The 17,125-nt window shown below is 72.5% G+C and carries 18 protein-coding genes; 4 read left to right on the top strand and 14 right to left on the bottom strand.

The window, feature by feature from the left end; translation table 11 throughout:
- Window positions 1-7 precede the first annotated feature (7 nt).
- Window positions 8-139 carry a hypothetical protein gene (locus Q0L15_RS13065; RefSeq protein WP_296604881.1) on the top strand — a complete coding sequence of 44 codons (132 nt, stop codon included), beginning with the start codon at window positions 8-10 and terminating at the stop codon, window positions 137-139.
- 13 nt (window positions 140-152) lie between these two features.
- On the opposite strand, the gene Q0L15_RS13060 is transcribed toward Q0L15_RS13065, so the two are convergent.
- On the bottom strand, window positions 153-419 hold the full coding sequence (locus Q0L15_RS13060) for a DUF4229 domain-containing protein (RefSeq protein ID WP_296604880.1): 267 nt from the start codon (window positions 417-419) through the stop codon (window positions 153-155).
- Between the two features lie 78 nt (window positions 420-497).
- Here Q0L15_RS13060 and Q0L15_RS13055 point away from each other — a divergent pair, with 78 nt between their 5' ends.
- Window positions 498-695 carry a hypothetical protein gene (locus Q0L15_RS13055; RefSeq protein ID WP_296604879.1) on the top strand — a complete coding sequence of 66 codons (198 nt, stop codon included), beginning with the start codon at window positions 498-500 and terminating at the stop codon, window positions 693-695.
- Between the two features lie 141 nt (window positions 696-836).
- Here the strand turns inward: Q0L15_RS13055 and ccsB are convergent, their stop codons facing one another.
- From ccsB to hemL, 6 genes are read right to left on the bottom strand one after another with little or no spacing between them, the layout of a single operon-like run.
- Window positions 837-1,853, bottom strand: coding sequence for a c-type cytochrome biogenesis protein CcsB (gene ccsB / locus Q0L15_RS13050; RefSeq protein WP_296604878.1), 1,017 nt, complete (start codon window positions 1,851-1,853; stop codon window positions 837-839).
- Window positions 1,850-3,445, bottom strand: a complete 1,596-nt coding sequence (locus tag Q0L15_RS13045; RefSeq protein WP_296604877.1) for a cytochrome c biogenesis protein ResB — start codon at window positions 3,443-3,445, stop codon at window positions 1,850-1,852. Before Q0L15_RS13045 ends, ccsB begins: the two co-directional genes overlap by 4 nt.
- Before the next feature lie 7 nt (window positions 3,446-3,452).
- A complete protein-coding gene (locus tag Q0L15_RS13040; protein WP_296604876.1) occupies window positions 3,453-4,214 on the bottom strand; it encodes a cytochrome c biogenesis protein CcdA in 762 nt (253 codons plus the stop codon).
- Window positions 4,207-4,773, bottom strand: coding sequence for a TlpA disulfide reductase family protein (locus Q0L15_RS13035; RefSeq protein ID WP_296604875.1), 567 nt, complete (start codon window positions 4,771-4,773; stop codon window positions 4,207-4,209). Before Q0L15_RS13035 ends, Q0L15_RS13040 begins: the two co-directional genes overlap by 8 nt.
- Before the next feature lies 1 nt (window position 4,774).
- Window positions 4,775-5,455: a histidine phosphatase family protein gene (locus Q0L15_RS13030; RefSeq protein ID WP_296604874.1), complete on the bottom strand. Its 681-nt coding sequence runs from the start codon at window positions 5,453-5,455 to the stop codon at window positions 4,775-4,777.
- Between the two features lie 9 nt (window positions 5,456-5,464).
- Window positions 5,465-6,787, bottom strand: a complete 1,323-nt coding sequence (hemL, locus tag Q0L15_RS13025; RefSeq protein WP_296604873.1) for a glutamate-1-semialdehyde 2,1-aminomutase — start codon at window positions 6,785-6,787, stop codon at window positions 5,465-5,467.
- 308 nt (window positions 6,788-7,095) lie between these two features.
- Here hemL and Q0L15_RS13020 point away from each other — a divergent pair, with 308 nt between their 5' ends.
- Window positions 7,096-8,253 carry a lytic murein transglycosylase gene (locus Q0L15_RS13020; protein WP_296604872.1) on the top strand — a complete coding sequence of 386 codons (1,158 nt, stop codon included), beginning with the start codon at window positions 7,096-7,098 and terminating at the stop codon, window positions 8,251-8,253.
- Window positions 8,254-8,564: 311 nt separating this feature from the next.
- On the opposite strand, the gene hemB is transcribed toward Q0L15_RS13020, so the two are convergent.
- From hemB to Q0L15_RS12985, 7 genes are all read right to left on the bottom strand, one after another.
- Complete coding sequence (gene hemB / locus Q0L15_RS13015; protein ID WP_296604871.1) at window positions 8,565-9,560, bottom strand: porphobilinogen synthase; 996 nt, start codon at window positions 9,558-9,560, stop codon at window positions 8,565-8,567.
- 4 nt (window positions 9,561-9,564) lie between these two features.
- Window positions 9,565-11,241 (bottom strand): uroporphyrinogen-III synthase, encoded by a 1,677-nt coding sequence (locus Q0L15_RS13010; RefSeq protein WP_296604870.1) that lies wholly within the window; start codon window positions 11,239-11,241, stop codon window positions 9,565-9,567.
- A complete protein-coding gene (gene hemC / locus Q0L15_RS13005) occupies window positions 11,238-12,203 on the bottom strand; it encodes a hydroxymethylbilane synthase (protein ID WP_296604869.1) in 966 nt (321 codons plus the stop codon). Before hemC ends, Q0L15_RS13010 begins: the two co-directional genes overlap by 4 nt.
- Window positions 12,200-13,492, bottom strand: coding sequence for a glutamyl-tRNA reductase (locus tag Q0L15_RS13000; protein ID WP_296604868.1), 1,293 nt, complete (start codon window positions 13,490-13,492; stop codon window positions 12,200-12,202). The genes hemC and Q0L15_RS13000 overlap by 4 nt, the downstream gene beginning before the upstream one ends.
- Window positions 13,489-14,208, bottom strand: coding sequence for a redox-sensing transcriptional repressor Rex (locus Q0L15_RS12995; protein ID WP_296604867.1), 720 nt, complete (start codon window positions 14,206-14,208; stop codon window positions 13,489-13,491). The genes Q0L15_RS13000 and Q0L15_RS12995 overlap by 4 nt, the downstream gene beginning before the upstream one ends.
- Before the next feature lie 176 nt (window positions 14,209-14,384).
- Window positions 14,385-14,630 carry a glutaredoxin family protein gene (locus Q0L15_RS12990; protein ID WP_296604866.1) on the bottom strand — a complete coding sequence of 82 codons (246 nt, stop codon included), beginning with the start codon at window positions 14,628-14,630 and terminating at the stop codon, window positions 14,385-14,387.
- Window positions 14,627-16,174: an AMP-binding protein gene (locus tag Q0L15_RS12985; protein ID WP_296604865.1), complete on the bottom strand. Its 1,548-nt coding sequence runs from the start codon at window positions 16,172-16,174 to the stop codon at window positions 14,627-14,629. Before Q0L15_RS12985 ends, Q0L15_RS12990 begins: the two co-directional genes overlap by 4 nt.
- Before the next feature lie 87 nt (window positions 16,175-16,261).
- Between Q0L15_RS12985 and Q0L15_RS12980 the strand changes: the two genes are divergently transcribed.
- A partial coding sequence (locus Q0L15_RS12980) for an HAD-IB family hydrolase (protein ID WP_296604864.1) occupies window positions 16,262-17,125 on the top strand: 864 nt, incomplete at its 3' end.

Here is a 17,125-nt window from a genome sequence, read left to right as displayed (position 1 = left end):
TGGGAGCATGCTCTGGATCATCCTGCTGCTCGTCGTGGTGGCCGTCGTGGCCTACCGCTTCCGGGCCCCGCTGCTCGCCAAGATCCTCGGCCAGCCGCAGAGCCGCATCGAGCGACGCCTCAACCGACCCAAGCGCTGACGACCGGTCGACGTCACGCGTCGCCGGCGTCCTCCTTGGCGCGCATCTCCTCGATCTTGGCGGCCATCCGCTCGGCGCGGGTCTCGACGCGGCGGGCGAAGGCGTCGCGCGGCCCGTTGAGCAGGTAGTAGGAGCCGATGCCGCTGATCACGAACGCCAGGACGATCGCCCAGAGGATCGGCAGCGAGTCGGCCACCAACAGCCACACGCCCGACACGAGGCCGAGCGAGCCGACGAACAGCAGCAGGCGCAGCCCGGTGTAGACCCAGAACTCCTTCACGCCCTCCAGCGTAGGCGTCGCCGACCGGACGTCCGGACACCGCCCTCCGGGTGACCAGCCACCGCCTACGCTGGAAGCGTGCTCAAGCTCCTGCTGGTGGTGATCCTGATCGCGGTCGCCGTGTACTTCACCGTGCGGGCACTCGACCGCCGTGGCATCGCCCCGGCCCCGCGCCGCCCACAGCCGCCGCCGCCCCGGGTGCTCGGCCCCGACGACGACCCCGACTTCCTGCGCGACCTCGACCGCAAGCGCAAGCACCCGGAGGACCCGGAGTAGGTCCCCGGCGCGAGGCGTCGCAGCTGCGGCTTGCGCCGACTGGGCGATCGCCACGATCGCGCAAGCGACGAGCCGGCCCCACCGGAGCCTGCAGTAGCGCCGACTCGGCGCCCCTTCATCGTGCAGTAGCGCCGACTCGCGCTACGGGGCGGTCGAGTCGGTGAGGGCGCTCTCGCCGGTCACGAGGGCCGGCGCGCCGCCGGCGTAGGAGTGCTGGCTGGTGGTCGAGAAGTAGTTGATCCCGATGAAGTTGAACCACAGCGTGGCGACGCCGACCAGGGCGAGGATCGCGGCGTTGCGGCCCTTCCACCCGGCGGTCGTGCGGGCGTGCAGGTAGGCCGCGTAGACGACCCAGGTGATGAACGCCCAGACCTCCTTGGGGTCCCAGTTCCAGTACGACGACCAGGCCTGGTGCGCCCAGATCGGGCCGGTGATCAGCACGGCGAACGTCCACACCGGGAAGCCGAAGGCGTGCAGCCGGTAGGAGACGCGGTCGAGGACCTCGGGCTTGGGCAGCCGGGCGACGTAGCCGGACTCGCGCGGCGTCGCGCGCTCCTTGACCAGGTAGAGCGCCGAGGTGATGCCACCGAGGGTGAAGGCGCCGGTCGCGATGATCGCGGAGACGACGTGGATCACCAGCCAGTACGACGAGAGCGCCTCGGTCAGCGGGGCGACCGGCGAGTACAGCCAGATCACCGCGACCATCAGCACGCTGAGCACGAACGCGACGACGATCGGCGCCATCCAGGCCAGGCGGAACCGCTGGTAGAGGGCGACGTACAGCGCCGCGACGACGAAGGTGCCGGTGAGCGTGAACTCGTACATGTTGCCCCACGGCACCCGGTCGGGGTTCGCGGCCATGCCGCGGCCGACGAGGCTGACCAGGTGGACGGCGACGGCGAGCACCGTGAGCAGGTAGCCCAGCCGGCCGAGGAACTCGGTACGGCGGACCTGCCCGTCCTGCTCGCCCTCGGGGCCGGTCATCACGGCCACGCCGCCCGGGATGTCGACCGAGGCCACGGCGGCGCCGCCGGCAGCGACCGGGACCTTGCGCAGCGAGGCCCACTCGGCGAGGTGGACGAGGAGCGCGAGGAAGTAGACGACGCCGCACGCGGCGACGGCCCAGTTGCTCAAGCTCTCCCACTGAACGTCGGTCACTGCTTCTCCTCCGGTTGCTGCTGCAGGGCCTTGACGAGGTCGTCGACGACGGCCGCGACGTCACCGCCGCCGGACCGGTCGAGCGCGGCCACCTCGACCAGTGTGCCGTCCCCCTCGCGACGGGCGCGAACCCAAACGCGTCGTGGACGGATGAACAGCGAGCCCAGCAGGCCGATCAGGGCGAGCACCACCCCACCGAGGGCCAGGAACTTGCCGGGGGTCTGGCTGATCTGGATCTTGTTCCACTCCTCGAGCCGGTCGAAGGTGACCGAGCCGAGGCCGTCGGGCAGGGTGACGGTCTCGCCGGGGCGCAGGTCGATGCGGAACGGCGCGCCGTTCTTCTTCTTCAGCATCGTGGTCTTGGTCTTGTCCAGGGCGTAGACCGACTGCGGCGCACCGTCGCTCATCCCGAGGTCGCCGGTGTAGACGAGCATCGAGATCATCGGGTCGGCGGGCTTGCTGAGCGTCGAGAAGTAGCTGCCGGTCTGCTTCGAGAACGCGACCGTGGGATAGAACTCCCCCTCGAGGCCGATCTGGGTCGGCGAGGCGAACGGCGCCTTGACGACGCCGATCGACTGGAGGGTCTGGTCGGTGGGCAGGAACACCGTGGGCAGGCTGTAGGCCTTCTTGCCGGTACCGTCTCGGACCGTGATCACCGGCGCGTAGCCGTGGCCGATGAGGAAGACCTCGGTCGACCCGATCGAGAGCGGGTGGTTGACCTTGAGGTCGTAGGTCTTCTCGGGCCCGTCGAGCGAGTCGCGGTAGGTCAGCCGGGAGGCGAAGTTGCGCGACATGCCCGCCCGCGGGCCGTCGGTGTAGATGTCCCAGGAGAAGTCGTCGATGGAGAACGTGAACGGCTCCATGCGATCGGCATCGAAGAGGCTGCCGGGGTTGAAGTCGTCGTACTGGTCGGGGGTGTTGGAGAACCCGTAGGAGTCGCCGACGAGCAGGATGACGCCGCCCTTGTAGCCGAGCAGCCCGCCCATCGCGAAGCCGACCAGCACGACCACGACCGCGAGGTGGAACACCAGGTTGCCGGCCTCTCGGAGGTAGCCCCGCTCGGCCGAGACGGCGTCCGGTCCGACCGAGACGCGGTAGCGGCGACGCCGCAGCACCGCCTCCGCGCGCTCGAGCACCGCGGCCGCCTCGCCCTCCACGACGTACGACGCGTGGTCGGGCAGCCGGGTCAGGTTGCGCGGAGCGGCGGGCGGCTGGGCCCGGAAGCCGCGCCAGTAGTGCCACAGGCGCGGCAGGATGCAGCCGACCAGCGAGAGCATCAGCAGCAGGTAGATCGCCGAGAACCATGGCGAGTCGTAGACCGAGAACAGGCCGAGCCGGTCGTAGATCGGCGTCAGCTTCGGGTGGTCGGCCTGCCAGTTGGAGGTCTTGAGGGAGTCGACGCCCTCCTGGGGGATGATCGAGCCGGGCACCGCCGCGAGCGCGAGCAGGAGCAGCAGGATCAGCGCCGTGCGCATCGAGGTGACCTGGCGCCAGATCCAGCGCAGCAGCTCGCGGAAGTTCAGCTCGCCCGGGCGACGGTCGTCGTCGGACGGTCGGGTGCTCAGTGAGGTCCGCTCGGTGGTGTTCGTCATCGGGCGCTCACAGGGCGGTCTCGGAGGAGTTGACCAGGCGCAGCTGCAGCCAGATGACGGCCTGGTCCCACCAGCCGGTGACCAGCAGGACGCCGACCGCGACCAGCATCAGCCCCCCGGCCCGCATCACCCACACCTGGTGGCGGCGTACCCACCCGACCGCCGAGAGCGCACGCTCGTAGGCGAGGCCGGCGAGGATGAACGGCAGGCCGAGGCCCAGGGCGTAGACGGCCGAGAGCAGTGCGCCCCGCCCTGCGGTGGACTCGCTGAACGACAGGGTCGTGATCGCGCTCAGCGTCGGGCCGATGCAGGGCGTCCAGCCGAGGCCGAAGAGGAAGCCGAGCAGCGGCGCCGCGGCCAGCCCGACGGCCGGCACCGAGTGCACCCGCCACTCGCGCTGGAGGAACGGCAGCCAGCCCGCGAACCCGAGCCCCAGCACGATCGTCAGCAGCCCGAGGACGAACGTCATCTGGTCGCGCCAGGTGACCAACCAGGAGCCGAGCGCGCCGGACAGGGTGCCGAGGATGACGAACACCACCGAGAACCCGAGCACGAACAACCCCGACCCGAGCAGCATCCGTCCGCGGCGGGTGCCGGCCTGGCCGCTTGCCAGGTCGGCGCCGGAGAGACCCGTGGCGTAGGAGAGGTAGCCCGGCAGCAGCGGGATCACGCAGGGCGAGAAGAACGAGACCAGCCCCGCGATCAGCGCGACGGGGACGGCGAGGATGAGCGACCCGGAGAACGCGGTCTCCTGGAACCAGTCAGCCATCGGCCGGCTCCTCGGCGATCTGCTCGACGACGTCGATGAAGGTGCGCTCGCCGGTGATCGCACCGGCGACCACGGCCGCGACCCGGCCCTGGCGGTCGAGGACGACCGTGGTGGGTACGGCGGCCATCGGCGCCTTGCCGGCGAACGCGAGCACCGCCCGTCCCTTCACGTCCCAGATCGAGGGGTAGTCCGCCCCGACGGAGCTCATGAACGCCAGCCCCTGGTCGGCGCTGGCGTCACGGATGTTGATGCCGAGGAACGCCGCCCGGTCGCCGAGCTCCTTCGAGGCCGTGACGAGCATCGGCATCTCCTTGATGCACGGCGTGCAGCCCGACCACCACTTGTTGACCACGAGGACGGTGCCCCGGTAGTCCGCGGAGCGGATCTTCTCGCCGGTCAGCGAGGTGCCCTCGAAGTCGACCGGGTCGCTGCGATCCGCGGGGTCGATGATCCGGATGCTCTGGTCGCCGGCGATGAAGCCGTTGTCGTTGGTGCCCTGCAGCGACGTGCACCCGGTGGCCAGGAGCACGCAGCCGACGATCAGGCTCAGCAACCGCACGTCAGGGCCTGCGCTCCTCGGGGGCGCCACCCGCCGAGAAGGGCGCCTTGCGGTCCGCGACGGGGATCAGGTCGCCGGCAGGCTCGGAGTAGCTCACCTGGGCGAGCCGGTCCCCCACGAAGTGGAAGGACGTCACCGAGCACAGCGTGCACTGGCGGCTGCGCGGGTCGTGGAGGAACGAGCGGTGCTCGGCCGCCAGCCGGGTGATCCAGATCGGCAGCTGGTGGGACACGATCAGCGCCTCGTGGCCGCGGGAGACGTCGCGGGCGTCGATGATCGCGGCCTTCATGCGGGCCACGACCTGCTTGTAGGGCTCACCCCACGAGGGCCGCAGCGGGTTCCACAGCAGTCGCCAGGTGCGCGGGTCGCGCAGGGCGTTCTCCCCGTGGCCGAAGCGCATGCCCTCGAACTTGTTGGTCGACTCGATGACCCGCTCGTCGAGGAGCACCTCGAGCCCCCGTGCGTCCGCGAGCGGGCGGATGGTCTCCTGGGCCCGCTCGAGCGGCGAGGACCGCAGGTGGACGATGTCGCGCTCCTTGAGGGTGGCGGCGGCCTTCTCGGCCATCTTGACGCCCAGTTCGGAGAGGTGGAAGCCGTCGCGGCGGCCGTAGAGGACGCCGTCAGGGTTGTAGACCTCGCCGTGGCGCAGGAGATGGACGGTCGTGTCGGGCGTCTGGGTCACAGGGAGCTCCTACTGCTGGGCGGCCGCCGCGGCGCGGGCGGCACCCGGAAGGGCGTCGAGCACGGTCTGCACCGCGCGATCGTCATGGGCGGAGGAGAGGAACCACGCCTCGTAGGCCGACGGCGGGAGGTAGACCCCCTGCTCGAGCATCGCGTGGAAGAACGCGGCGTACGCCGTGCCGTCGGTGCGGGAGGCGTCGTCGAAGTCGCGGACCGGACCGCTGGTGAGGAACACCGAGAACATCGTGCCCGCGGACTGCACGACGTGCTCGACGCCGGCTCGGCTCAAGGCGTCGGAGGCCGCGGTCTTGACGGTGTCGGCGGCGGCGCCGATGTGGGTGTAGACGTCGTCGGTGGCCAGGCGCAGGGTCGTGAGGCCGGCGGTGGTCGCGATCGGGTTCCCCGAGAGAGTGCCGGCCTGGTAGACGGGGCCCTCGGGGGCCAGCCGGCCCATCACGTCGGCGCGGCCGCCGAACGCCGCCGCCGGGAAGCCGCCGCCCATCACCTTGCCGAAGGTCATCAGGTCCGGCCGCCAGCCCTCGGTGGCGCCGTCGAGGCCCCAGTGGCCCTGCGCGGAGGCGCGGAAGCCGGTCATCACCTCGTCGCTGACGAACAGGGCCCCGTGGCGGGTGCAGGTCTCGGCGAGGAAGGCGTTGAACCCGGGCTCGGGGGGGACGACGCCCATGTTGCCGGGCGCGGCCTCGGTGATCAGGCAGGCGATCCGGTCGCCGTGCTCGGCGAACGCCTTCTCGACCGCGGCACGGTCGTTGTAGGGCAGGACGAGCGTCAGGGCGGTGGAGGACTCGGGCACCCCGGGCGTGCCCGGCACCGCGAACGTCGCGAGGCCCGAGCCCGCCGAGGCGAGCAGCGAGTCGACGTGGCCGTGGTAGCAGCCGGCGAACTTCACCACGAGGTCGCGACCGGTGAAGCCGCGGGCCAGGCGGATCGCCGACATCGTGGCCTCGGTGCCGGAGGAGACGAACCGGACCCGGTCGACCGGGGTGCGCGCGACGATCTCCTCGGCCAGCTCGACCTCCGGCTCGGTGGGAGCGCCGTACGACGTGCCGCGCGCGACCGCGGCCGCGACCGCGGCCTGCACCTCGGGGTGGGCGTGCCCGAGCAGCATCGGGCCCCAGGAGCAGATGAGGTCGACGTACTCGTTGCCGTCGGCGTCGGTGAGCCAGGCGCCGTGGGCCGAGCGGATGAACCGGGGGGTGCCGCCGACCGCGTTGAACGCGCGCACCGGGGAGTTGACCCCGCCGGGCGTCACCGCCCGGGCACGCTCGAACAGAGCGCTGGACGCGGTGGTGGGGCGCGGGTGTGCGACGGTCACCGGGTCATTGTCCCCGAGGCGGCCAACGGCTCGGCGCCGAGGTCCGTCGACCGGCGGTCCACGTGGTCTGGACCACTGAATGTGCGAGAACGCGTTTCACCGTCATGACCTGCGGGAATGACCGTTTCGACGAGGGCGGAGCCCGCAACGGACCTCACGACGTACCGTAACTGTGTGTGACGCCACTCGTTGGACGGATCACCGCGGGGGCTTGAGGGAGTCTCTGGCGAGGGAGAACAGGGAGAGAACCAATGTCGACTGTCCGGCCGACGTCTCGGTCCGCGCGCTTCGGACGCGCCCAGAAGGCCATGGCCCTCGTGCCACTGGCGCTGCTCTCGGCCGCCTGGACGGCGAGCATCGCCGGCGTGGGCGCCAGCACCGCGACCGCCAGCGCCGAGATCGAGCCCGACGCCACGCTGCCCGACGGCTCCACGGTGCCCACCCAGGTGATCCGCGCCCCCGCGAGCGTCTCCACCGCGGGCGGCGTCGCGCCCGGGGTCCGTGGCGACGGGGCTCGCGTGGTCTCCACGGCGTCCACCTCCGGCATCCCCTCGGCCGCCCTCGCCGCCTACCAGCGCGCCGAGACCGTGATCAACGCCGCCGACAAGAGCTGCCACCTGTCCTGGCAGCTGATCGCCGCGATCGGGCGCGTCGAGTCCGACCACGGCCGCACCAACGGCAACACCCTCGACGCCAAGGGCATCGCCCGCCCCGGCATCTACGGCGTCGCGCTCGACGGGCGCCACGGCACCAGCCGCATCACCGACACCGACGCCGGGCAGTACGACTCCGACGCACGCTTCGACCGGGCGATCGGCCCGATGCAGTTCATCCCCTCGACGTGGTCGGTCGTCGGCGTCGACGCCGACGGTGACGGCCAGCGCAACCCGCAGGACATCGACGACGCCGCCCTCGCGACCGCCGTCTACCTCTGCTCCGGCAACGACGACCTCGCGACGCCGGCCGGCCAGCGCGGCGCCGTCTACCGCTACAACCACAGCTCGTCCTACGTCGACCTGGTGCTCTCGATCATGACGGCCTACCTCGACGGCGACTTCATGTCGGTGCCCAACGGCACCACCTCGGCCGGCTACCTCGTGCCGGCTCCCGAGCAGCCCACCAAGGCCGGTCCGAAGAAGCACCACGGCCAGCCGCACGCCACGCAGTCCGACGGCCCCGGCCAGTCCGCTCCGGAGCAGCCGGCGCAGGAGCCCTCGCAGCAGCCGACGCAGCCGGCCGGCCCGGGCCTGCCCGCCGGCGGAGGCGGCGGCGGTGGCGGCGGCGACATCAAGCTCCCGTCGACCGGCGTGACCCTGCCGCCGCTGCCCTCGACCTCGATCGCACCCGTCGACGGGCTGCTCTCCCACGCTCAGGCGATCATCCAGTGCGCGCTCGACGGCTACGTCGACAACCCCCTGCGCACCGACGACGCCTTCGACAAGTGCGTCTACGACTACACGCACTGAGCTCGATCGCCGACCAACCCCGCCGCTGATCAGTGGCGGCCTCCCGGGGACGTCATACGAAATGGGCGCCCTAACGACCAGGACGTATGACGTCTGGCGCGCCGCCGGGGACGTCATACGAAGTGGCCGTCCCAGCGACCAGAACGTATGACGCCCCGCGGTGACCACAGGTCGGCGTCCTCCCGACAGGCGCCAACTCGTCCGGAGACGGCGGGGTCAAGGGCGGCGGAGCCGCCGAAGGGAACCCTTTGACGCCGCCGACGGAGGACGGAGAATCGGCGCCTGGGAGGCCGCCGACTGTTCGCTCGAGATCACCGAGACAGTAGCCGCGCCACCTCAGCAGCCCAGTACGTCAGCACGATGTCGGCACCGGCCCGGCGGATCGAGGTGAGGGTCTCGAGGATCGCGGCCTCGCGGTCGATCCAGCCGTTCGCGGCGGCCGCCTCGACCATGGCGTACTCGCCGGAGATGTTGTAGGCGGCGACCGGCACGTCGACGGCATCGCGGACCTGGCGCAGCACGTCGAGGTAGGCCAAGGCGGGCTTGACCATGACGATGTCCGCGCCCTCCTCGACGTCGAGAAGGGCCTCGCGCACGCCTTCACGGCCGTTGGCGGGGTCCTGCTGGTAGGTCCGGCGGTCGCCCTGCAGCGAGGAGTCGACGGCCTCGCGGAACGGGCCGAAGAACGCCGAGGCGTACTTCGCGGAGTAGGCGAGGATCGAGACGTCGGTGTGGCCCGCGTCGTCCAGGGCGTCCCGGACGACGGCGACCTGGCCGTCCATCATCCCGCTCGGGCCGACCATGTGGACGCCGGCCGCCGCCTGGGCCAGGCCCATCTCGGCGTACAGCTCGAGCGTGCGGTCGTTGTCGACCTGGCCGCGGTCGTCGAGGACGCCGCAGTGCCCGTGGTCGGTGAACTCGTCGAGGCACAGGTCGCTCATGACCGTGAGCGCGTCACCGACCTCGCCGACGACATCGGCGATCGCCACGTTGAGGATGCCCCGCGGGTCGAGCGCGCCCGAGCCGGTCGCGTCCTTGGTCTCCGGGATGCCGAACAGCATCACCCCGCCCAGCCCCAGCTCGGCCGCCTCGTGGACGGCCGCGAGCAGCGAGGAGCGGCTGTGCTGGACGACGCCCGGCATCGACGAGATCGGCCGGGGCTCGTCGAGGCCCTCGCGCACGAACACCGGCAGCACCAGCTGTCGGGCCTCGAGCGAGGTCTCGGCGACCATCCGACGCAGCGCGGCCGTCGTCCGCAGCCGGCGGGGCCGGACGATCGGACCGAGCGGCCGCGGCGCGTCAGTCATCGGCTCACCGTGCCGAGGTCGTCTTGCGCCGACCCGAGGGCTTGCGGTCCGACGGCTTGGTCACCGGCTGCCCGGCCTCGACCATCGCGATCCGGCGCGAGGCGCCGAAGTCGGCGAGCGCGTCGACCAGCGCGTCGACGTCGGGCTTGGCTGCCAGCACGTCGACCCGCAGGCCGTGCTCCTCGGCGGTCTTCGCGGTCGCGGGACCGATCACGGCGATGATCGTCGAGGGGTGCGGCTTGCCGGCGATGCCGACGAGGTTGCGCACCGTCGAGGACGAGGTGAAGACCACGGCGTCGAACTTGCCGGTCTTGATCGCGTCGCGCGTCGGCGCCGGCGGCGGCGCGGCCCGGACGGTGCGGTACGCCGTCACGTCGTCGCACTCCCAGCCGAGGTCGACGAGCCCGGCCACGAGGTTCTCGGTGGCGATGTCGGCGCGCGGCAGGAAGACCCGGTTGATCGGGTCGAGCAGCTCGTCGTACTCGGGCCAGTCGGCGAGCAGGCCGGCAGCGGACTGCTCGCCCGAGGGCACCAGGTCCGCGCGCAGGCCCCAGGCGGCGATGGCCTGGGCGGTCTTGTCGCCGACCGCGGCGATCTTGAGGCCCGAGAAGGCGCGGGCGTCGAGGCCGTACTCCTCGAACTTCTCGCGGACCGCACGCACGGCGTTGACCGAGGTGAACGCGATCCACTCGTAGCGGCCCTCGACCAGACCGCGAACGGCCTTGTCCATCTGCAGCGGGTTGCGCGGGGGCTCGACCGAGATCGTGGGCACCTCGTCGGGGACGGCGCCGTAGCCGCGCAGGCGCGCGGACAGGGAGCCGGCCTGCTCCTTGGTGCGCGGCACCAGGACGCGCCAGCCGAACAGCGGCTTGGTCTCGAACCACGACAGCGTCTCGCGCAGGTCGACGACGTCGCCGACGACGGTGATCGCCGGGGGCGCCATCCGGGCGGCGCGGGCATCGGCGCTGATGGACTCGAGCGTCGAGGTGACCGTCAGCTGCTCGGTGGTGGTGCCGACGCGGGTCATCGCGACCGGGGTCTGCGGCGACCGGCCGGCGGCGACGAGGGCCTTGCTGATCTCGGCGATCTGGCCGACGGCCGAGAGCAGCACCAGGGTGCGGGCGTCGGCGTACTGGCTCCAGTCGACGCGCTCGCCGCAGGTCACCACCGCGACCTCGCGGCTGTCCTTGGTGGTGAGCGGGATGCCGGCGTACGCCGGGACCGCGCTGACCGACGAGACGCCGGGGACGATCTCGAAGCCCACGCCGGCCTTGACGCAGGCCTGCGCCTCCTCGGGACCCGAGGCGTAGAGGAAGGGGTCGCCGGCCATCAGCCGCACCACGCGCAGGCCGCGCTTGGCCTGGCGCACCACGACCTTGGCACGCGCGGCGTGGGTCAGCGGCTGGCCGTCCTCACCGAAGCCGCCGTCGACGAGCTCGGGGCCGACGGGCACGCCGGCCTCACCCTCGGCGGGCGCCTCGGCCTGGGCCGGCAGCCCGAGCACCGTGCGCACCAGTGCCGCATGGTCGGGCACCTCGGTGACGACGACGTCGGCTTGCTGGAGGAGCTCCACCGCGCGCATCGTCAGCAGGCCCGGGTCGCCCGGCCCGCTGCCGACGAACGACACCCAGCCGCGGGTGGTTCCCGAGCCGGTGGCGGTGGTGGTCTTGCCTCGCGTCATGCGTTCTGCACCTTGTCTGCTGTGTTCCTGTCGGCATCCGTCAGTCGTCCGGCCCCGTCGGCGAGCATCTCCTCGGCCAACCGGGTCCCGACACCGACGGCATCAGTGGGGTCCCCCGCTGCGGACATCCGCACCGCGAGGCCCCCGTCGGGTGAGAGCGCCACTGATCTCACCCAGAGCTCCTCGTCCTCCTCGCCCTCGACGATCTCGGCGAGCGCTCCGATCGGCGCGGAGCACCCGCCCTCGAGCGTCGCGAGCACCGCCCGCTCGGCGGTCACCGCGGCCCGGGTCCGCGGGTCGTCCAAGGCGGCCGTCACCTCGGCGACGAGGTCGTCGCCGGTGCGGCACTCCACCGCCAGGGCGCCCTGCCCGGGGGCGGGGAGCATCTGGAGGGGGTCGAGCACCTCGGTCACCTCGTCGAGGCGACCGATGCGGGCCAGCCCGGCCCGCGCGAGGATGATGGCGTCGTAGTCCCCGCTGCGGACCTTGCCGATCCGGGTGTCGACGTTCCCACGGATGCCGACCACCTCCAAACCGAGGCCGAGCGCGTGCAGCTGGGCGACACGTCGAGGAGATCCGGTGCCGACCCGGCTGCCGACCGGCAGCTCGCCGAGCGTGAGCCCGTCACGGGCCACGACGACGTCGCGCGGGTCCTCACGGGTGGGGACGGCGGCCAGGGTGATGCCCTCGGCGGGATAGGTGGGGAGGTCCTTGAGCGAGTGGACGGCGACGTCGACCTCGCCGCGCTGCAGCGCCTCGCGCAGCGCGGCCACGAAGACGCCGGTGCTGGCCGCGCCCTGCAGCGGCGTGCCCGCCGCCTGGCTCCGGTCGCCCTCGGTCGAGACGGGCACCAGCACCACCTCGCGCCCGAGGACCTCGCGCAGCCGGTCGGCGACCAGGCCGGACTGGGTGGTCGCCAGCACGGAGGCGCGGGTGCCGACGCGGATCGCTGGGGTGTTCATGCCAGGCCCTCGGGGCGGGTGACGGCGTCGACGGCGTCCTGGTGGAGCGCGAAGAGCTCGGCGAGGGCCGCGGCGTAGGAGACCGCGCCGGCCTCGTTGGCCAGCTCGCGGACCCGCACCGTCGGCTGGTGCAGCAGCTTGTCGGCCACCCGGCGCACGGTGTGCAGCACCTCGGCCCGAGCGGCCTCGTCGAGGTCGGGCAGGCGGCCCATGAGCCGCTCCATCTCCGCGTCCACGACCGAGGTCGCCATCGACCGCAGGGCGACGACCGTCGGGGTCACGCTGGCCTGCCGGCGGGCGGTGAGGAAGGCGCTGACCTCCTGGGCCACGATCGTGCGGACCGCCTCGACCTCCTGGCCGGCCTCGGAGTCGCGCAGGTCGTCGGCCAGGTCGGCGAGGTTGACCAGGGTGACGCCCGGCAGGCCGGCGGCCTCGGGGTCGACGTCGTGCGGGAGCGCGAGGTCGATGATCGAGACCGGGCGCCCGTCGGCGGTCGCCGCGGCGAGCATGTCGCGGCTGATGAGGATGCCGGCCGCACCGGTGCACGAGACGACGACGTCGGCGAGGGCGAGCTCGGCCACCAGGTCGTCCAGCGTCGCGGCGCGCGCGCCGTACTCCTCGGCGAGGCGGTCGGCGCTGGCGGCGGTGCGGTTGACGACCGTCACGCTCGCGGCGCCCCGCCCGGCCACGGTCGCGGTCGCGAGACCGGCCATCGAGCCGGCACCGACCACGAGAACGCGCTTGCCGGACAGGTCGCCGACCGCGGCCCGGCTGCGATCGAGGGCGGCGGTGACGAGCGACGGCGCGGCCCGGTCGATGCCGGTCTCGGCGCGGGCCCGCTTGCCGACCCGCAGCGCCTGCTGGAACAGCAGGTTGAGCGAGGGCCCGACGGTGCCGATCTCCTGGCCCGCGCTCAGCGCGGCCCGGGTCTGGCCGAGGATCTGGCCCTCGCCGACGGCCATCGAGTCGAGGCCGGCGACCACCTGGAAGAGGTGGGACACAGCGCCGTCGTCGTAGTGGACGTAGAGGTGCGGCAGCATCGCCTCGGTGCTCTCGCCGGCGTGGTCGATGACCATCCGCGAGAGCTCCTCGACGCTGCCGTGGAAGCGGTCGACCTCGGCGTAGATCTCCAGCCGGTTGCAGGTCGCGATGACGGTCGCCTCGGTGACGTGCTCGCTCGCGGCGACGTCGTCGATGAGCTTGTGCAGGGCGGGGCCGTCGAGCGCGAGCTGCTCGAGCAGCGCGACCGGCGCGGACTTGTGGGAGACGCCCACGACGAGGACGCTCATGCTGTCTGTGCCCCCTCGCGGGCACCGTCCTGCGCGCCGTTCTGGGCCCCGTTGGTCTTCCGCTGCTCGTGGTAGGCAAGGATCTGCAGCTCGATGGAGAGGTCGACCTTGCGGACGTCGACCTCGGCGGGGACGTTCAGCACGGTCGGTGCGAAGTTCAAGATGCTGGTGATGCCGCACGCGACCATCCGGTCGGCCACGTCCTGCGCCGCCACCGCGGGCGTCGCGATGACGCCGATCGCCACCGAGTGCTCGCGCGCGATCCGCTCGAGGTCGGCGAAGGGGCGTACGTCGATGCCGGCGACCACGGCGTCGTGGCGGGCCGGATCGGCGTCGAGCAGGGCCACCACCCGGAAGCCGCGGCTGCGGAAGCCGGAGTAGTTGGCCAGCGCCTGGCCGAGGTTGCCGATGCCGACGATGACGACCGGCCAGTCCTGGGTGACGCCGATCTCGCGAGCGATCTGGTAGCGCAGGTAGTCGACGTCGTAGCCGACCCCCCGGGTGCCGTAGCTGCCCAGGTAGGACAGGTCCTTGCGGAGCTTGGCGCTGTTGACGCCGGCGGCGACGGCGAGCTCCTCGCTCGAGCACGTCGCAGTGCCCTGCTCGGAGAGCGTCACCAGCGCCCGGAGGTAGACGGGGAGTCGCGCGACGGTCGCCTCGGGGATGTCCCGGGCACTCTCGGGGGAGGTCCGTGCGGTCACTGCTGCTCTTTCCATGCCAGGGGCTTGGGCCGTCGTCGACGCGCGTGGACGACCCCGTCCTCGCACCCGGCGGCTCGTTCACTGTAGGAGTTTGTGAACGCGAGAACAAACCGAGCGGGAGCCGCCCCAGCCGCGACCTCACGCTCCTGTGAGAACGGCCACGCCCCGCGTGCGCGTCGGAGGCGGAGTGCTCAGCCGGCGCCGAGGGCGGCGCGGAGCCGGGTCTCGTCGACCCGCCAGAAGTCGTGCTGGCGGCCGTCGACGAACGTCACCGGCACCTCGTCGGTGAACCGCTCGCGCAGCTGCGGGTCGTCGTCGATGCCGACCTCGACGTACTCCTCGCCGAGGTCGGCGCAGACCCGCTCGATGACCTCGCGGGCGACGTCACAGAGGTGGCAGCCGGGGCGGGAGTAGAGGGTGACGCGTGGCGTGCTCACTCGAGGAGTCCCAGCGTGCGTCGCCGTTCGATGCCGCGCAGCCGGCCCTTCTGGACCTTGCCGGTGACGGTCTTGGGCAGGGCGTCGACCACCTCGATGCGGGTGGGGCGCTTGAAGCGGGCGAGCCGCTCCTCGCAGTGCGCGCGGACCGCGGCCTCGACCGCGCCGGCGTCGGCGCCGGGGGCCCGGACGTAGGCCACCACGGCCTCGCCGGTCGTCGGGTCGGCGACGCCGATGACCGCGGCCTCGGCCACCCCGGCGACCTCCGCGATCACGTCCTCGACCTCGACGGGGTAGACGTTGAAGCCCGAGACGATCACCAGGTCCTTGATGCGGTCGACCAGGAACAGGTCGCCCGACGGGTCGAGGAACCCCACGTCCCCGGTCGACCACCAGCCGTCGTCGGCGGGGCCGTCGGCGGCGTCAGGCCAGTAGCCGCTGAACAGGTTGGCCCCGCGGACCTGGATCTCGCCCGGGTCGTCGCCCTCGGGCTGACGGCCCGCCTCGTCGACCAGCCGCAGCTCGACCCCGGGCAGCGCCGCCCCGACCGAGCCCACCTGCGGAGCGACGCTGCACAGCGTGCTGGTGACGACCGGCGCGGCCTCGGTGAGACCGTAGCCCTGGTGCACCGGGACGCCCGTGCGGCCCGTGAACGCCTCGATGACCTCGGGCGCCAGCGGCGCGGAGCCGGAGAGCACGACCCGGACCGGCCCGAGGTGCTCGACCAGGTGCTCCTCGCCCTGCCAGTAGGCGAACACGGGCGGCGCGACGGGGACGACGCTGCAGGCCTCGTCGTCGATGAGCGTGAGCGTCTCGTGGGGGTCGAAGCGCTCCACCAGCACGAGCTTGGCCCGGTGTCGCAGCACCCCGCCGAGCACGGCGTTGAGCCCGTAGACGTGGAACAGCGGCAGCACCCCGAGCACCACGTCGTCGCCGTGGATCATCGGCGGGTCGACCTGGGCGATCTGGTCGAGGTTGGCCAGCAGCGCGCGGTGGGTGAGCATCGCGGCGCGCGGGCGCCCCGACGTACCGCTGGTGTAGAGCAGGACGGCCAGCTTCTCGGGATCCTGCAACGGCGGGACCGGTCGCGCAGGGAGCTCGCGGAGCTCGTCGTAGGCGCGCTCCCCCGGCCCCGGCTCCACCCCGATCACGGCGAGCGTCGGCGGGGAGTCGAGGGTCGCGACCGCGTCGCGGACGGCACCGACGGTGTCGACGTCGGCCACGACCAGGCGCGACCCGGAGTCGACGATCATCCGCGCGAGCTCGTCCGGCGTCGAACCGGGGTTGACGGGCACCGCGACCGCCTGGGCGCGCAGCACGCCGAGGTACGTCGTCACGAACTCCAGGCGGTTGCCGACGGCGAGCAGCACCCGATGACCACCGAGCACGCCCATCACACCGAGACCGGTGGCGATCCGCGCGACCTCGTCCTCGAGCCGACCCCAGGTCAGGCTGCGGCCCCCGGCCTCGACGACCGCGAGCTGGTCGGGCTGCTCGGCAGCGGCCACGCTCACCAGCTCGGCGACGTCGCGGATGCCAGACATGGGGGGATACTTCCACACCGCTCTCGCGCCCGGGCGGGCATCGGCGAGACCCGTCGACGTCGGCCGAGGCCGGTCTACGCTTCCAGGGTGACCCCGTCGCACGAGAAGCCGCGCGAGAAGAGACCCCGTCCGAGGAACCTCCAGGCGCGGTCCGTGCTCGCCGGCGAGGCGGCGGCCGCCGCAGCCGAGGTGGAGTCGGCGCTGACGCCGCCGCGAGACGCGTCGGCGGCGGCGTTCTTCGACGTCGACAACACCGTCATGCAGGGCGCGAGCATCTACTTCTTCGCCCGCGGCCTGCACCGCCGGAAGTTCTTCACGACCCGCGAGCTCGTCGGGGCGGCCTGGAAGCAGGCCTACTTCCGGATGGTCGGCGTGGAGGACCCCGACCACGTCGCGGAGGCCCGCGCCTCGGCGCTCGGGTTCATCGCCGGGCACACGGTGGTCGAGCTGCAGGAGCTGGCCGAGGAGATCTTCGAGGAGGCGATGGCCCACCGGATCTGGCCCGGCACCCGCGCGCTCGCCCAGATGCACCTCGACGAGGGCCAACGGGTCTGGCTCGTCACGGCCGCTCCGATCGAGATCGCCCAGATCATCGCCCGTCGCCTCGGTCTCACCGGCGCCCTGGGCACGGTCGCGGAGCACGCCGACGGGGTCTACACCGGCCAGCTCGTCGGCGACCTGCTGCACGGTCCTGCCAAGGGCGAGGCCGTGCGGGCGCTCGCCGCGCGCGAGGGGCTCGACCTGCACCGGTGCTCGGCGTACTCCGACTCCTACAACGACCTGCCGATGCTCACGATGGTCGGCGACCCGTGCGCGATCAACCCCGACGCCCGCCTGCGCGCCCACGCCCGCGAGCAGGGCTGGCGCATCCGCGACTACCGCACCGGCCGCAAGGCCCTGCGCGCCGGGCTGCTGGCCGGTGGGGTCGCCGGCGCCGCCAGCGGCACGGTC

The sequence above is a fragment of the Nocardioides sp. genome, assembly GCF_024509035.1.
In the GTDB taxonomy this organism is placed as follows: Bacteria; Actinomycetota; Actinomycetes; order Propionibacteriales; family Nocardioidaceae; genus Nocardioides.
The sequence above is the reverse complement of the archived record's forward strand: the minus strand, read 5'-3'. Positions and strand labels throughout refer to the sequence as shown.

What these genes read in the sequence shown, in the direction of transcription:
- Q0L15_RS13065 (WP_296604881.1), top strand. Translation starts at nt 8, where the DNA reads ATGCTCTGGATCATCCTGCTGCTCGTCGTGGTGGCCGTCGTGGCCTAC.
- Q0L15_RS13045 (WP_296604877.1), bottom strand. Translation starts at nt 3,445, where the DNA reads ATGACGAACACCACCGAGCGGACCTCACTGAGCACCCGACCGTCCGAC.
- Q0L15_RS13040 (WP_296604876.1), bottom strand. Translation starts at nt 4,214, where the DNA reads ATGGCTGACTGGTTCCAGGAGACCGCGTTCTCCGGGTCGCTCATCCTC.
- Q0L15_RS13020 (WP_296604872.1), top strand. Translation starts at nt 7,096, where the DNA reads ATGGCCCTCGTGCCACTGGCGCTGCTCTCGGCCGCCTGGACGGCGAGC.
- hemB (WP_296604871.1), bottom strand. Translation starts at nt 9,560, where the DNA reads ATGACTGACGCGCCGCGGCCGCTCGGTCCGATCGTCCGGCCCCGCCGG.
- Q0L15_RS13010 (WP_296604870.1), bottom strand. Translation starts at nt 11,241, where the DNA reads ATGACGCGAGGCAAGACCACCACCGCCACCGGCTCGGGAACCACCCGC.
- hemC (WP_296604869.1), bottom strand. Translation starts at nt 12,203, where the DNA reads ATGAACACCCCAGCGATCCGCGTCGGCACCCGCGCCTCCGTGCTGGCG.
- Q0L15_RS13000 (WP_296604868.1), bottom strand. Translation starts at nt 13,492, where the DNA reads ATGAGCGTCCTCGTCGTGGGCGTCTCCCACAAGTCCGCGCCGGTCGCG.
- Q0L15_RS12995 (WP_296604867.1), bottom strand. Translation starts at nt 14,208, where the DNA reads ATGGAAAGAGCAGCAGTGACCGCACGGACCTCCCCCGAGAGTGCCCGG.
- Q0L15_RS12985 (WP_296604865.1), bottom strand. Translation starts at nt 16,174, where the DNA reads ATGTCTGGCATCCGCGACGTCGCCGAGCTGGTGAGCGTGGCCGCTGCC.